The following is a 14,555-nucleotide window of genomic DNA, read 5'->3' as shown; positions in this document are numbered from 1 at the left end:
GAATCATGGTGATATTTAAATTTATTTTCTCTAGCCAGAGATTTTCAGTGAAAACAAGGCGAATTTACGCGTCAATAGCGGGCCTATTGCAAGTAAATTCAACGCAGTTAGCGCTGAAAATAGCTGCTCAAGATAGATTTATTATCCAGAATTGAGGTTATTCACTATCTAAAGTATATTCAAAGTCATAGTAATGAATACCTTGCTCTATACGAATTTTCATACTGCCGCTTAAGCCTTCAAGTTCGCCAGTGCCTGAGTCGGGAATTACATTTAAAATTAGGCTGTCTTGGCCTTTATCCATAGTGCCAAAATGCTGTAATACAAAACTGCCTTTTTTGCCGTCAAGCTCACCTAACACTTGCTCTATGGCAACATAACCGGCACTGCCTTGCGTAGGTGTCATGGCGCTAAGCATTTCGCCTTGGCTGGTGGCATTTAAGCTACCTTTAAATGTTTTATCTATCGACATGCGTCCTAAGTTAATGCCTTGCTGCCCTTTGGCATAACCTTCAATGGGCGCTAAAGTGACTGTAAATTCACCGTTTATTATATTTGTAGTCATAACGAATCCTTATTGATGATATTTAATACTATTGATTTTTAATTCGATGATGCCATATCTATACCTTAACCTTCAAAAAGAATCCACTATGTCAAAAGAAACATCTATAGCCGAAAAAGCTGCATTTAGCAGTTTATTACCTGTTTTTGCGTTTATTAAACCGTACAAATGGATGGTAGTCGCCGCCCTAGCTGCGTTATTAGTTACCGCAGGCGTTAACTTGTCATTAGGGCAAGGTGTTAAATTTGTTATTGATCATGGCTTTATTGCAGGATCAAAGGACCAATTACAGCAGGCCGTATTAGTACTTATTGGTTTAATCAGCTTATTAGCAGTAGGCACTTTTAGCCGTTTTTATTTAATGTCGTGGATTGGCGAACGAGTAAGTAACGATATTCGAAAAGCCGTGTTTAATCGTATTGTAACGCTACACCCTAGCTACTTTGAAGAAAACCGCAGTGGCGAGCTTATGTCGCGTTTAACCACCGACACCACATTACTACAATCAATTATTGGCTCATCATTTTCAATGGCGTTGCGCAGTGTACTTATGCTGATTGGTGGGCTTGCTATGCTGTTATTTACTAATTTAAAGCTCACCTTAGTGGTTGTGGCCTGTGTGCCGCTAGTACTTGTCCCAATGATGATATTTGGTCGCAAGGTACGAAAACTAGCAAGTTCTAGCCAAGATGCTATTGCCGACATAAGTACCTATGCAGGCGAAATCATACAAAATATTAAAGTAGTGCAAAGCTATAGCCACGAAGAACAAGAGCAACATGCCTTTGCACTCGAGACCGAAAAAGCCTTTAACGTGGCTAAAAAACGTATCAAACAACGTTCGTTTTTAATAGCCGTAGTGATTTTTTTAACCTTTAGTGCCATTAGCGCAATGCTTTGGGTGGGTGGTAACGATGTACTTGCGGGTACTATGACCGGCGGCGAGTTAGGTGCATTTGTGTTTTACGCTATTATGGTGGCAATGTCGGTGGCTACCGTTGCTGAAGTGTATGGCGAACTACAACGAGCAGCAGGCGCGGCTGCAAGATTACTTGAGTTACTTGCTGTTAAAAGTGAAATAGAAAACCCGTTAAACCCACAAGATAGTAATTTACTGCAAGAAAGTAGCAGCCCTGCAATTGCGCTTGAAAACATTAGCTTTAACTATCCTTCTCGCCCCGACGTAAGTGCCCTTAATAAAATAAGCCTAAATATCGAGCAAGGCCAAACTGTGGCTATTGTTGGCCCTTCCGGCGCTGGTAAAACTACATTATTTGAATTGCTACAACGTTTTTACGATCCGGCCAGCGGAGCCATTAAATTTAAAGATGTAAACATTAAAGATTTATCGCTTAATACTCTGCGTAATAAAATGGGCATGGTAGCGCAAAACCCTATTTTATTTAGCTCCGACGTAATGCATAACATCCGCTACGGCAACCCAAATGCAACCGATGAGCAAGTGTATACCGCTGCAAAACACGCCCACGCCGATGAGTTTATAAAACAGTTGCCACAAGGCTATCACAGCTTTTTAGGCGAGCAAGGCGTTAGGTTATCTGGTGGGCAAAAGCAACGTATTGTGCTTGCCCGCGCTATATTAAAAGACCCAGAAATACTCCTTCTTGATGAAGCCACCAGCGCACTAGATGCACAAAGTGAGCACCACGTACAAGCGGCACTTGAACACCTAATGCAAAACAGAACAACGTTAATAATTGCCCATAGGCTGGCCACGGTAAAACATGCTGATGTGATTGTGGTAATGGAAAATGGGGAAATAATAGCAACGGGTTCTCACCAAGCGTTATTAGCCAGCAATCCGCTGTATCAAAAACTATGTGAATTACAGTTTAATAAAGATTGAGCTGGTACAAGTAATTAATTAAAGTAGCAGCGGCTTTGCTGCTACTTTTTGCTAAACCATTTGTTCATAGCCGCATCATAAGCCTCTGTTAACTTAGTTTTACCGCACAATTGCCCTGCGGTTAAATAACTATCTGGTAATTCATTTTTTGGCATAACGCCTGCGCCAATAAACACCTTTTTAAAACAGGTATCACCTTTACGATAGGTAGTAGATTGCATACTTTGCTGCTCTATTTGTAATAGTGGTTTTACCGTTGCAGAGTGTACTTTTGGAACTGTGATCCTCTTTACCGTTGCGTATTCATCAGCTGTTGTACCAGTAGAGGTTGTACTAGCAGGTAAAGATCCTATTTGTTGCTGTAAAATACGATTAAGGCCTTTTTGTAAGTCGATTTTTTTATATGGCGTTAATTCTGCAGAGTGGGCATTTATTGTGGTCGAGCTTGTTATAGTGGAGTTTACCGGTTCAGCCGTTTTTTCTGCTTTTTTACTAGAAGAGCTTACTGATTTTAATACTGTTTTATTTACCGGCTCACTTGGCTTTTTTTCTATGCGTACACTTTTATTAACACTCTGTTGAGGCGCTTGCTGTGTTGCTTTAATTTTGGCTGGCACACTTACTATATAGGCCTTAATTGGCGGTGATTGCGGCTGCTTTATTTCAGGTACCTTTAAAGTTGCTAAAAAAAACAACAATAATCCATGTAAAAGTATTGATAAAATAATTGTCGAACGCCACTTTGCCATAAATATGTCCCTATGAAAGAACTAGTTATGACAGCTAACCGGTTTAAAAGTGCCATTAAATAAACAAATAAACCGCGCATTAGCGCGGTTTATAACCAACTTCAACTGAGAATAATAAACTATCTCAAGTCACTATTTTCAACGTTAACTACGTTGAGTTTGCTTGCAGTAGGAAGCCATCTGATAAATTACAAACTAACCTTGCGTATTAGGCACTATCTGAATTTCTACGCGGCGGTTTTGAGCACGACCATTTGCACTTTTATTAGTCGCAATTGGACGAGTTTCGCCATAGCCTTTAGTGCTAACTCGTGCAGCCATAATTTGTTGATTCACTAAATAGTCTTTTACACTTTGTGCACGCTCGCGCGACAAGTTCATGTTGTAGCTATCTTTACCTGTGCTATCAGTATGCCCTTCTACACTAAGGTAAGTTTTTTCGTACTTATTCATTACTTTTGCAATCGCATTTAACGTGTCGTTAAAACCTGATGAAATATAAGATTGATCCGTCGCAAAGGTAATATTTGATGGCATAACCAAACGTAAGTTGTCGCCTTCACGCACAACTTCAACGCCCGAACCCGCTAGTTCATCACGAAATGCTTCTTCTTGTTTATCCATGTAGTCGCCAACAGCAGCGCCCGCAAGTGCCCCTATTGCTGCACCAATAAAAAAGCGTTTATCTTTATGGTTACTCGTAGCTTTACCTAATACGCCACCTGCGGCAGCGCCAATTGCTGCGCCTTTACCTGCGTTATTCATTTCACAACCTGAAAACAATACAGCTAATACGGTTACGCTTAAAAGTGATTTAGTTAAAGTCATGATGTTACCTATTCAATAAGAATTTAGCAGGAGTATGCAAATACACGTATGAACAAACTATGAAGAGAGTGTTAAAATGTAGCAGTTCGTACCAACGCTTACAGTCATTGGGACTTGGTTTAAAGTTCATCTGGTAAGCGACCATGAGCGATAAGCGAACATTGATATTGTCAAAATATAATAACTAATTGAATAGTCAAACTGTTGCTTACATATTCACAAAATGAACGAAGCGCGCATATTGCTTCATTTAGTTTTGCCCAAAGACAATAGAAAACTTAGTAATAGTAATATCTTAGGTAATTTGTTAAAACTAAAATAAGCGTTTTATCGGCACAAATATGCGCGATGAGTGAACTATTAATTGTTAGGCTTACAATATTAAAATCAAACTAGGGAGTTATAATGAATTTTAGGTTAATCGGTACTTTTCTTGGGTTATCTTTTTTAGCAACAAATGCTCTAGCGGAAGACAATTCAGTTGTAAGTATGGCAAAAGAGAAAGGTGTTAAACGCTGTATTCCTCAAATAGAACACATATCTAACTTTATCATAGATAAAAAAGCACATGGTTCTCATGCTACATGGAATAAAGACGCTGCTGATAACAGAATGTACTCTTCACTTTCTTCAAAAGGATATACAGATGGCGATTCTCATGTATCAGTAATTGCAAGCATTAACTCTGACGGTAAATGTGACACTTACTATGTTGAAACCTTTGCACTAGCAAAGTCTTGCTTAATGGCAAGAGAAAAAACATATAAAGATATGGAGTTTGTGGGTACACTAAATGACAAAACTATAGTTTTAAAAAATGCTGGCGGTGCTAATTATTACCTATCCCCACAAGGCACGGCTAATAATATTTGTTTGGTTTCAAAAAGAGAAACTATCTACCAATAAGCCTAATCGGGTTGCCAAAGGTCTCTAACCTCCAGCCCCATCATGCGTTTTTATTAGCGAGAACTGCAATGGGCGGTTCATCTCCCGTAATGAATAGAAAATAAACTAGACAGCCACTCTAATTGGTTCGTTTATAAATAAAAACGCGTTAATTCACAAGCTTGTTAGAGCTTTCAAGGAGTATCCTCGTAAATGGATCTTATCAATTACCTAAATGAAAACTATTATACTAAACAACAATTACTTAATTTAACCAAAATTAGTGAAGCTGAGCTTTCTTATTTTCAAGAAAAAAAAGTAATGCCAACCTGTTCATATAAATTATCGTTAAATTATTCTAGCGATTCATTCTTTGGTGAATTTAATAACCAAAACGAAATTGAATATTATGCTAAAGGATATTTATCATGGATTGGTATGCTTAAGGTAACCGCTAATCTTCAAGATGTTTTCCCTATTTTTACCCAAAGATATTCCAAGTCAATATCAGAGTTAAAAGAAGCTGGGTTTGCTTCTAATAATGCAAAAGTTAATTCAAAGCTTGAATTACATATTGAAGAAGAATGGGGCCATTTTTTAAACGGCATTTATGGCTTATGTACAAAGTCTGGACTTCCTGAAGATATAGCAGGTAAAGAGTTAGCTGTATTGCAAATTAGTGAAACTCTAGAACTAAATAAAGAAAAAATAGATCTTGAACAATTAACTAAAGCGGTTAATTTATTAGATAAATCTAGCTCTATGTTTGCACCACATGAGCGACTTAAGAGCTCTAGGCATCGTTTAATTGATGAAGTTCGACGTGAATATAAACTGAAATGAATTAAACTAGACAGCCACTTTAATTGTACAAATAATATTGTGCTGTTAATTTGCTTTTTAAGCTAAAAGTTCATCTCCTTTTACATTTTTACCCAAGCATCACTCATTAAACAAAATTTAGTATAGATGTCCGTGTAATTGTGTTTTCTGTTTAATTGATATGTCCTGTTTAATTAGTAATCCGGTGAATCAGTAAGCTTGTTGAGGTTTATGAGCGTTCAGACTATAAGAATAGGAAAAACAAATTGAATATTACAACTGAGGTTAACTAAATGAATGAATGAATGAAAAAGAAGCAATGTAAATATTAGAAGATAATATTGAATCTATGCGCGAGCAAAGCGAAATACATAAAAAATCCGAGAAAGCTTTAGATAAAGAGCATCCAAAAGATTCATGTGTGATTGGCCCTAAAACAGAAGATGATTATCAAGATATGTTAAATGATATTAAGGATTCTGGTGAAAATAAATAGCTGTGTGGTTCGGTCAAACAACTATTCGGGTAGCCGAAGGTCTCTAACATTCACACCACTCATCATGCGCTTTTTATTAACAGGAAGTCAATGGGCGGTTCACCTCCCGTAATGAATATTGCTCCAAATACCTCTTAATGACACAAACCTTATAAAGCTAAGTAGCCATTGCCTAGCGTAATGTTAATCCCTTTTTTTTTGAGCTTCTACATATTGAACTGCTTAAAGGTATTGGTGGCGAACTACAAAGTGGTGACTTCCCAATACATGACGAAATTTCAAACATAGTACTAAGGTAATTTAATGGAAAATTTTGATAAAATCTAAGCTGTTAGCGTTAATGCAGGTGAATATCTACTTTTACAAGAAACGATGTTTGAGCAATCTATGCAGTTAACAAACAACGATATTTTTACTTTCGACGGTACGCCAAAAAATGATAATTGGCGTCCTGTAGATGTTGATTGGTTGGTAGTTGAAGGTGAAACCCCGACTAACAAACCAGATATAGCTGCATGGGGGGCTATGTCGCTCGCTATACCTATTGCTTTACAAAAAGTATTTGAGCTTACGTTAAAGGGGGGTTGTGAGTTTTTACCATTAAACTTAAATGGTGAGAGTTGGTTTGCATTAAATATCTTAGGTCAGCAAGTAGCTATTAATGAAGAGCATACAGAGTTAAATTTTAAAAATGGCCGTGTTAACAGGGTAAGGCGCTTTAAAAAGTTAGTCCTCAGTAAAGGTGCTATACAACAGAGTGGATTATTCAAAGTTAAGGGAGCCGGTATTTTCACCTTTTGTACAGATCAAAAGGACGGTCTATATGACTTGGTGAAACAGCATAACCTGAAAGGCTTAAAATTTACTGAGGTAAATGCGGTTTAATGTATTAGCATTCGTTATTTGATCTCTGAATTAGAGGTGTATGCATAAAGAGCACTTTTAGCAATGTCTGACAAATAAAAATAGACTTATTTAATTTAAAGCAGCGCACTTTAAGTTATATACGCTAACTAATGTGCCATTTTAATAAAAATGTCATACTCCCTTGTGACAATTTAATGAATTTCACAAAGGATATGATCGCAATGTTAATTGCTATTTTTAGACAGTTTTTTTTACTAGGGTGCATGAGCTTTGGCGGCCCTGCTGCGCATTTAGGTTACTTTAAGCGCCACTTTGTAGATACATTAAATTGGCTAACTAGTGCCCGTTACGCGCAGCTTATTAGTTTAAGCCAAGCACTGCCAGGGCCAGGCTCTAGCCAAGTTAGTTTTGCGATTGGTGTTGAGCGGGCTGGGGTACTTGGTGGTATAGCTGCTTTTTTAGGCTTTACGCTACCCTCGTTTTTAATAATGATGCTGCTAGCTATCAGTGCCCATCAGTTTGACGCTATTTACTTTGCTATTATTGCAGGCTTAAAGTTATTTGCCGTTGTTATAGTCGCTGATGCAACACTTAGTATGGCTAAAAGCTTTTGTACAAGTGCTGCGCTTAAGTTACTTGCGGTAATGAGTACACTTGCTTTGGTGTTATTTCCAATGATGGGAACTCAAATAGCAATTTTAATCACCGCTGCCACAATAGGTGCTATATGGCCTTTATTAAAACTTGGCACAGTAGCAAAAGATGCTAGCAGTACAAAAAGTAATATTAATTGGATTGCACTGGGGTTATTTGCGCTCTTACTTGGTGTTAGCTTTATTCCACTAGGGCATGAGTTTGCTTTGTTTACCCCTTTTTACCAAGCGGGTGCAATGGTGTTTGGCGGCGGACACGTAGTACTGCCGGTACTTCAAGCTGGCGTACCAGCATTGAGTGGTGATCAGTTTTTAAGTGCTTACGCGAGCGCGCAGGCAGTGCCCGGGCCTATGTTTACTATTGCTACTTACTTAGGCGCACAACTTACTACTGAGCAACCTCTAGTGGGTGGCCTTATAGCTACACTGCTTATATTTATGCCTGGTTTTTTACTTATACTGGCGTTTCAGAAGAGTTGGATTAATTTGGCAAGTAAGCCACGTTTTGCAAGCTCAATAGCGGCGCTTAATGCCGCGGTAGTCGGTTTTTTAGCGGCCGCATTGTATTCGCCAATTTGGACATCGGCTGTACATAACTTTTGGCAAGTTGCGTTAGTAATAATTACATTTGCATGGCTGCGATTTAAAAAGCCACCTATTTGGTGGCTCTTAGCTTTATTTATTGCTGTGGGTCTTTTACAACACTATTTGCCATCACTCTAAATGTTGGCTTATCTGTTTGTTGCTCGTTAGGTGGGCTTAATTGTCCACTTACACTTTGATACGCTCTAAGCCCAAACACGGGTAATACCGCAAGTAAATGATCCATTATTTCGGCTTGTAAATGCTCGTACGAAATCCAGCGCTTATCTTCGCTAAAGCAATAAAACTCAATAGGCAAACCATGGTTTAATGGTTGCAGCTCCCGTACCATTAACGTAAGCGACGTATTAATTTTACTGTGCTGCTTTAAATAGCCTTCAGCATAGCGACGAAACAGCCCTAAATTAGAAACTTGCGCAGGTAGTGTCGTTACTCGGATATAGTCATGTAGCGGAATAGCCGCATCAATTTGCTTTCTAAACTCATCACTTACTAAACAAATACTGTGCATATCAATATTGAGTGAACGTTTAATACGCCTACCGCCCGACTCTTGCATTCCGCGCCAGTTTTTAAACGAGCCCGCCACCAACATATAAGTTGGAATAGTTGTGATGGTATTATCCCAGTTACGCACTTTCACAGTGTTTAAACCCAAATCAATCACTTCGCCATCGGCGCCGTAGTTTTCTACTTGGATCCAATCACCATACGTTACTAAACGATTTGCAGCTATTTGAATGCTCGCTACAAAGCCTAATATGGTGTCTTTAAATACCAATAATGTAACCGCAGCAATAGCACCAAAACCAGAGAGAATATAAGTGGGTGACTTCTCAAGAAAAATGCTCACAATTAAAATTGCACACACAATAAAGGTGATTAGCTTAACAACCTGAATTAAGCCCTGAATAGGTACTTCACGAGCAAATTCAAGTTGGTTATAAATAGCGCCAGCAATACTCACTATGCTGCTTATAATAAAGCCGACGTAGATAATTAATAAAGCCTGCCCCACCGTTTTTAATATTTCGGCGGCCAATTCGTTAACCGGATAAACACTGTCGAAGGTCGCTAAAAATAAAACACAACAAAGCAACCCTGCAATACGTTTGTTGAGCTTGGTTAACATTGGAGAAAGTGCACCAATCCGCTCGGGAGAAAGCTTAGTTACTATTTTTTGAATGCCTGGCAACATTAAACGACGCGTAAATAAATACAGTACTAATAGAGAACATACGCCAATCGCAGTAGCTGTAATTGAGCTCAGGAAATCTGCATCGGGCACTTTATCAAACCAAGGAGTAATTAACTCCTGTAGGTGGGTGTTGGTCATAGTGTTTCAATTTCCTTACTGATTTGTGGTTCAGGTAAATCTTGTTGAGCATAAATATCGGCAAGCTGCTGATCTTTGGCAACCCATAGCTCATTCACATAATGTTGAAAATTAACTTTAAATACGTCATCGCTTTGATAGCTGCCCTGCATATTGTCATTAATGGGCATTACGTTTATTGAAACATAAATAGAATCTAACTCACCTTTCAACAAGTTACGGCAAACATGATCTGTTTTGCCGCTATATACTAAACTTGTATTAAGCATGGCATCAAATTGATCGGCTAATACTTCAAGCGCAAAAGCAATGCCGCCCGCTTTGGGTTTTAATAAATGCTTAAAAGGACTTTGTTGCAGATTATGTTTGGCTGGCGTATAGCGTGTACCTTCAACAAAATTAATAATGGTAGTAGGATGATGACGGAAATTACGACAGCTATGTTTAGTTCGCTCTACATCAAGCCCTTTGAGTTTAGGGTTTTTAGCAAGCTGCGCTTTGCTTACCCGTTTCATAAACGGCATACCCATAGCCCACGCACCAGTGCCAATAAAAGGAACGTATTTTAATTCATCTTTTAAAAAGAACTTAGGGGCAGGCAAAGCATGTAATGAGCTAAGTACGGTTATATCTAACCAACTCGCGTGATTACAAATCAGTAAATACCAACGTTTTGAGTTTAAGTCGCCACTTATATCAACCACAATATTAGGGCAACCTAACCAAAGCCCTAAACGATTGCCGTTACACCAACCACGATAAGCGCTGTGCAATATAGAATTAACAATAGGTAAAGGAAGCAATAACTTAATAAGACCCAGCATTAATACCAGCGAGCCAAAAAGTATGACATTAGAAAACAACACGCAGCCTACAATTAAGCCGTTAAGCCAATTTGGTAACCACTTTTTTAGCATAACTGTAAGCTCATATTTTTTACCTTTTCTTTATGGTTTTTCGAGCGATTGCAATGTTTGCTCTTTATTTTCCCATAAACGATTTAACTCACTTTGAAAGCGAATTCTAAATTCAGAATCACCGGTGTAGTCACCAATAAGCTCTTCGCTTACCGGCCTTACTTCCACGTGTACGTTGATATTTTTTACCTTACCACCAGCAAAATCCATAAAAGTAGGGATGCCATCGGGGTAATGAATTGTGACGTTAACCACTTTAGTAATTTGCTCGCCCATTGCTTGCATTACAAAAGCAATACCGCCCGCTTTTGGTTTTAATAAATGTGGGAACGGGCTATTTTGGCGCGCATGCTTTTGCGTAGTAAAACGAGTGCCTTCAACAAAGTTAACCACACTTACTGGCATCTCTTTGAATTTTTCGCAGGCTTTACGCGTAGTTTCTAAGTCTTTACCACGCAGCTTTGGATTCTTTTTTAATTGGCTTTTACTCGTGCGCGTCATAAACGGGAAATCAAGCGCCCACCAACACAAGCCTAAAATGGGCACATAAATAAGCTCCTTTTTTAAAAAGAAGTTTAAAAATGGAATTTTACGATTAAACACGCGCTGTAATACTAAAATATCGACCCAGCTTTGGTGGTTTGCTATTACTAGGTACCAATCTTTTAGTTTTAGTTCTTCAAGGCCAGTTACGTTAAGTTTTGTTGGCGTAAATAACATTTGATTTAAGCTATTAAAAGTCACCCAAATAGTTGCACATTGTTTAGCAACCCAGCTCATTAATTTTTGCAGTGGCTTAATAGGGATAAGCTTTATAAGCCCACAAATAAAAATAGGCACAAACCAAAAGAGTGTGTTTATTGCGTACAAAATAATACTAAGTACACCGCGAATAACTGACATTACTTCTACTTCCTTTAAACATGGCGCAGCAACTAATACTGCGCTTTCAGTTGCTTACAAATTAATCTTCAAAATAGGTATAACCTTCAAGGCCTGCATTAAGCTCAGCTAAATAACCTTGTTTACACTGCGTCGATACATCAAGTTTATTAACTTGGTACGCAAAGTTGTCAGCTAAAATAGCGCTATCATAGTCAACAAACTTTAATACATCCTTAACGCTATCACCTTTTATGGCATTGGTTAACACATAACCTTCGTCGTTAAGCTCTACATGCACCGAATCGGTATCACCAAATAGGTTATGTAAATCACCTAAAATCTCTTGATATGCGCCCACCATAAACATCGCAATATGGTATTGCTCGCCATGTTTATATTCTGGAATGGGTAAGCTAGTTTCGATACCAGCACCTTCAACGTATTCACGGATTTGCCCATCAGAGTCACAGGTAATATCTTGAATAATCGCGCGCTGAGTCAATGGTTGAGTTAAATTTTCGATTGGCATCACCGGAAACAACTGCTGAATACCCCATACATCAGGCAATGACTGAAATAATGAAAAGTTAACAAAGAGTTTATCGGCCAACTTTTCGTTTAAATCATCGAGCACTTCACGGTGCGCGCGCGCGTTATTACTAAGCGATGCACGTACACGATGTAAAATAGTAAAATAAAGCTGCTCTATTTTTGCCCACTCTAGCATGCTTACTAAGCCATGCACGTACTGATCGTGCGCTTCGCTAAATAAGTGCATAGCGTCGTGATAAATCTCTAATGCCATACGCGGGTTTAAACGCTGTAAACACTGCCACATTTCATCAAGCACTAATGCGCTATTTTCAAGCGGTGGCTCTGGATTTAAATGATTTGGCGCTTTTTCTACGTCTATTACATCGGTAATTAATACCGCATGGTGAGCCGTTAAAGCACGTCCCGATTCGGTGATAATAGCCGGATGGGTAAGGTTATGTTGGTCGCACACGTCTGCAAATGCATTCACTACATTACGTGCGTACTCTTCTACTGTGTAGTTCATTGAACACGCACTGCGTGAGCCAGAGCCCTCGTAATCAACGCCTAAGCCGCCGCCCACATCAACGGTATTTAACGGTACGTTTAATTGCGTAAGCTCAGCAAAGTGGCGTGCGCATTCACGCAAAGCACGGTGAATATCACGAATGTTGGCAATTTGAGAACCAATATGAAAATGCACCATTTGCATTAAGTGCAGCTTATTATGCTTTTTAAGCACTTCAACAGCACTTAGTACTTGGCCTGCCGTTAAACCAAACTTGCCTTTTTCGCCACCGGTGTTTTGCCACTTGCCTTTGCCTACTGAGTTTAGGCGAATACGAATACCAATAGCAGGTTCAATGCCTAGGTTGTCTATTTCTTCAAGTAGTGTGGTCAGTTCTGAAAGCTTTTCTACCACAATTTTTACGCTGTGGCCCATTGCTTGACCAATACACGCTAAACGTAAAAACTCACTGTCTTTATAGCCGTTACACACAATAGTAATTGGCTCTTTTGCTACGCCCAAAATAGCCATAAGTTCTGGCTTTGAGCCTGCTTCTAGGCCAACAAGTCCGCTTGGGTGCGCTAATAGTTTACTTACTACAGAACGCTGCTGATTTACTTTAATTGGATAAACACAGGTGTATTTACCGTTATATTCACGATTTGCTCGCGCTTGCGTAAACGCGTTAGTAAGTGTGTCTACACGATTTTGTAAAATATCGGTAAAGCGTACTAAAACCGGCAACGTTAACCCTTGTTGCTTAAACTGCTCAGTTAATTGCGTTAAAGAAATGGCCGGTTTTGCTTGGTCGCCATCTGGGTAAGCCACCAGTTCGCCTTGTGCGTTAATATCAAAATAACCATCACTCCAATGAGCAACGTTATAAGTGGCGCGTGCTGTTTCTAAACCCCAGGTCATGGCAACTCTTCTTTAGTCAATTAGGTATAAAGGCGCATTTTAATACGTCACTATCCACTAGGCTAACAAAAATTGAACTTTCACTCACTCCTAACTAACTTTATTCGTCAAATCAGTTAAAATATCATTGAGCAAAACGCCAAGCACTGGCAGAATTGCCCCTTTTTCATACTCAACCTAAAAAGTGTAATAGTAACTATGGCAAATTTAGATCAAAGTAAGTGGTTTACTGAAATTAGCGACCGCGATGGCAGCGCATTTTCATTACGTATTAATAAAAAGTTAGATGAAAAACAGTCTCCTTTTCAAAAGGTAGAAATGTTTGAAACCACAGACTTTGGTAATTTAATGATCATCGACGGGTGTACTATGGTAACAACCCGCGAAAACTTCTTTTACCATGAGATGATCAGCCACCCTGCACTTTTAGCGCACCCAAACCCTAAAAACGTCGTTATTATTGGCGGCGGCGACTGCGGTACTTTACGCGAAGTATTAAAACACCCAGGCGTAGAAACTGTAACGCAAATAGATATAGACGAAGTAGTAACGCAAATGTCGTTAAAATACTTCCCAGAGCTTTGTGAATCTAACAACGACGCCCGTGCAACGGTTATGTTTGACGACGGTATTAAATACATGCGCGAAGCCGCTGGCGAATCTATCGACGTGGTTATTGTTGATGGCACCGATCCGGTGGGTCCAGGTGAAGGTTTATTTAACCATGCGTTTTACACAAGCTGTTTAGATGCACTGCGCCCAGGTGGTATTTTAGTACAACAAAGTGAATCGCCACTTATGCATATGCCATTGTTAGTTGAAATGCGCGAAGCAATGCTAAGCGTAGGCTTTAACGATTTACAAACACTGCCATTCCCACAACCAATTTACCCAAGTGGTTTATGGTCGGTAACACTTGCACGTAAATCACAAGCATTTGACGGTTTCAGAGAAGACGGCGCAGCACAAATAGCTGAGCAAAGTGAATACTACAACAGCGGTATTCACCATGGTGCACTCGCTACACCTAACTACATGAAACGCGCATTCGATAAAAAATAGTCCCATTCACTTAGATATAAATTGCATTAAAAAGGGGCCCTAATAGGCCCCTGATTGTTT

At 39.2% G+C, this 14,555-nt stretch carries 14 protein-coding genes; 7 read left to right on the top strand and 7 right to left on the bottom strand.

The genetic code is table 11. The features are described 5' to 3' along the window. Positions 1–157 precede the first annotated feature (157 nt). A complete protein-coding gene (locus tag DC53_RS02215) occupies positions 158–565 on the bottom strand; it encodes a DUF3224 domain-containing protein (RefSeq protein WP_033031803.1) in 408 nt (135 codons plus the stop codon). Positions 566–653: 88 nt separating this feature from the next. Between DC53_RS02215 and DC53_RS02220 the strand changes: the two genes are divergently transcribed. Continuing rightward, positions 654–2,432, top strand: a complete 1,779-nt coding sequence (locus DC53_RS02220; RefSeq protein WP_033031801.1) for an ABC transporter transmembrane domain-containing protein — start codon at positions 654–656, stop codon at positions 2,430–2,432. 41 nt (positions 2,433–2,473) lie between these two features. Here DC53_RS02220 and DC53_RS02225 read toward each other — a convergent pair whose 3' ends face one another. Continuing rightward, positions 2,474–3,181: a hypothetical protein gene (locus tag DC53_RS02225; RefSeq protein ID WP_033031799.1), complete on the bottom strand. Its 708-nt coding sequence runs from the start codon at positions 3,179–3,181 to the stop codon at positions 2,474–2,476. Positions 3,182–3,376: 195 nt separating this feature from the next. Next, the gene (locus DC53_RS02230; protein WP_033031797.1) at positions 3,377–4,009 is read right to left on the bottom strand and encodes a YiaD family glycine zipper/OmpA-like lipoprotein; all 633 of its coding nucleotides are present in this window, start codon (positions 4,007–4,009) and stop codon (positions 3,377–3,379) included. A 405-nt stretch (positions 4,010–4,414) separates the two neighbouring features. Between DC53_RS02230 and DC53_RS02235 the strand changes: the two genes are divergently transcribed. The 5 genes from DC53_RS02235 (at position 4,415) to chrA (ending at position 8,455) form a co-directional block, all read left to right on the top strand. Next, entirely contained in the window at positions 4,415–4,915 is a 501-nt protein-coding gene (locus tag DC53_RS02235) for a hypothetical protein (RefSeq protein ID WP_008138757.1), read from the top strand. Positions 4,916–5,107: 192 nt separating this feature from the next. Continuing rightward, complete coding sequence (locus tag DC53_RS02240) at positions 5,108–5,737, top strand: DUF6058 family natural product biosynthesis protein (RefSeq protein WP_008138756.1); 630 nt, start codon at positions 5,108–5,110, stop codon at positions 5,735–5,737. Positions 5,738–6,065: 328 nt separating this feature from the next. Then, positions 6,066–6,212: a hypothetical protein gene (locus DC53_RS22205; protein WP_157847570.1), complete on the top strand. Its 147-nt coding sequence runs from the start codon at positions 6,066–6,068 to the stop codon at positions 6,210–6,212. A 387-nt stretch (positions 6,213–6,599) separates the two neighbouring features. Further along, positions 6,600–7,097, top strand: a complete 498-nt coding sequence (locus tag DC53_RS0120760) for a hypothetical protein (protein ID WP_131649239.1) — start codon at positions 6,600–6,602, stop codon at positions 7,095–7,097. 203 nt (positions 7,098–7,300) lie between these two features. Then, on the top strand, positions 7,301–8,455 hold the full coding sequence (gene chrA, locus DC53_RS02245; protein ID WP_033031795.1) for a chromate efflux transporter: 1,155 nt from the start codon (positions 7,301–7,303) through the stop codon (positions 8,453–8,455). Here chrA and DC53_RS02250 read toward each other — a convergent pair. From DC53_RS02250 to speA, 4 genes are all read right to left on the bottom strand, one after another. Continuing rightward, the gene (locus DC53_RS02250; RefSeq protein WP_007376437.1) at positions 8,412–9,671 is read right to left on the bottom strand and encodes a mechanosensitive ion channel family protein; all 1,260 of its coding nucleotides are present in this window, start codon (positions 9,669–9,671) and stop codon (positions 8,412–8,414) included. The two genes, chrA and DC53_RS02250, sit on opposite strands and share 44 nt — an antisense overlap. Next, positions 9,668–10,588, bottom strand: a complete 921-nt coding sequence (gene yihG / locus DC53_RS02255; protein ID WP_007376436.1) for a 1-acylglycerol-3-phosphate O-acyltransferase, YihG family — start codon at positions 10,586–10,588, stop codon at positions 9,668–9,670. The genes DC53_RS02250 and yihG (DC53_RS02255) overlap by 4 nt, the downstream gene beginning before the upstream one ends. A gap of 30 nt (positions 10,589–10,618) precedes the next feature. Then, positions 10,619–11,491 (bottom strand): 1-acylglycerol-3-phosphate O-acyltransferase, YihG family, encoded by an 873-nt coding sequence (yihG, locus tag DC53_RS02260; protein WP_007376435.1) that lies wholly within the window; start codon positions 11,489–11,491, stop codon positions 10,619–10,621. A 61-nt stretch (positions 11,492–11,552) separates the two neighbouring features. Then, the gene (speA, locus tag DC53_RS02265; protein WP_033031794.1) at positions 11,553–13,433 is read right to left on the bottom strand and encodes a biosynthetic arginine decarboxylase; all 1,881 of its coding nucleotides are present in this window, start codon (positions 13,431–13,433) and stop codon (positions 11,553–11,555) included. Between the two features lie 198 nt (positions 13,434–13,631). On the opposite strand from speA, the gene speE reads away from it, so the two are divergent. Continuing rightward, positions 13,632–14,495, top strand: coding sequence for a polyamine aminopropyltransferase (gene speE / locus DC53_RS02270; RefSeq protein ID WP_008138747.1), 864 nt, complete (start codon positions 13,632–13,634; stop codon positions 14,493–14,495). The last annotated feature ends 60 nt before the right edge of the window (positions 14,496–14,555 follow it).

Origin of the sequence: Pseudoalteromonas fuliginea (genome assembly GCF_000690055.1) — a bacterium.
GTDB classification, from domain to species: Bacteria; Pseudomonadota; Gammaproteobacteria; order Enterobacterales; family Alteromonadaceae; genus Pseudoalteromonas; species Pseudoalteromonas fuliginea.
Note: the sequence above shows the minus strand (reverse complement) of the source record. Positions and strands in the feature narration are given on the sequence as shown.

Excerpts from the sequence above, each read along its gene's own strand:
- DC53_RS02215 (WP_033031803.1), bottom strand. The coding sequence starts at position 565 with ATGACTACAAATATAATAAACGGTGAATTTACAGTCACTTTAGCGCCC.
- DC53_RS02220 (WP_033031801.1), top strand. The coding sequence starts at position 654 with ATGTCAAAAGAAACATCTATAGCCGAAAAAGCTGCATTTAGCAGTTTA.
- DC53_RS02225 (WP_033031799.1), bottom strand. The coding sequence starts at position 3,181 with ATGGCAAAGTGGCGTTCGACAATTATTTTATCAATACTTTTACATGGA.
- DC53_RS02230 (WP_033031797.1), bottom strand. The coding sequence starts at position 4,009 with ATGACTTTAACTAAATCACTTTTAAGCGTAACCGTATTAGCTGTATTG.
- DC53_RS02235 (WP_008138757.1), top strand. The coding sequence starts at position 4,415 with ATGAATTTTAGGTTAATCGGTACTTTTCTTGGGTTATCTTTTTTAGCA.
- DC53_RS02240 (WP_008138756.1), top strand. The coding sequence starts at position 5,108 with ATGGATCTTATCAATTACCTAAATGAAAACTATTATACTAAACAACAA.
- DC53_RS22205 (WP_157847570.1), top strand. The coding sequence starts at position 6,066 with ATGCGCGAGCAAAGCGAAATACATAAAAAATCCGAGAAAGCTTTAGAT.
- DC53_RS0120760 (WP_131649239.1), top strand. The coding sequence starts at position 6,600 with ATGCAGTTAACAAACAACGATATTTTTACTTTCGACGGTACGCCAAAA.
- chrA (WP_033031795.1), top strand. The coding sequence starts at position 7,301 with ATGTTAATTGCTATTTTTAGACAGTTTTTTTTACTAGGGTGCATGAGC.
- DC53_RS02250 (WP_007376437.1), bottom strand. The coding sequence starts at position 9,671 with ATGACCAACACCCACCTACAGGAGTTAATTACTCCTTGGTTTGATAAA.
- yihG (WP_007376436.1), bottom strand. The coding sequence starts at position 10,588 with ATGCTAAAAAAGTGGTTACCAAATTGGCTTAACGGCTTAATTGTAGGC.
- yihG (WP_007376435.1), bottom strand. The coding sequence starts at position 11,491 with ATGTCAGTTATTCGCGGTGTACTTAGTATTATTTTGTACGCAATAAAC.
- speA (WP_033031794.1), bottom strand. The coding sequence starts at position 13,433 with ATGACCTGGGGTTTAGAAACAGCACGCGCCACTTATAACGTTGCTCAT.
- speE (WP_008138747.1), top strand. The coding sequence starts at position 13,632 with ATGGCAAATTTAGATCAAAGTAAGTGGTTTACTGAAATTAGCGACCGC.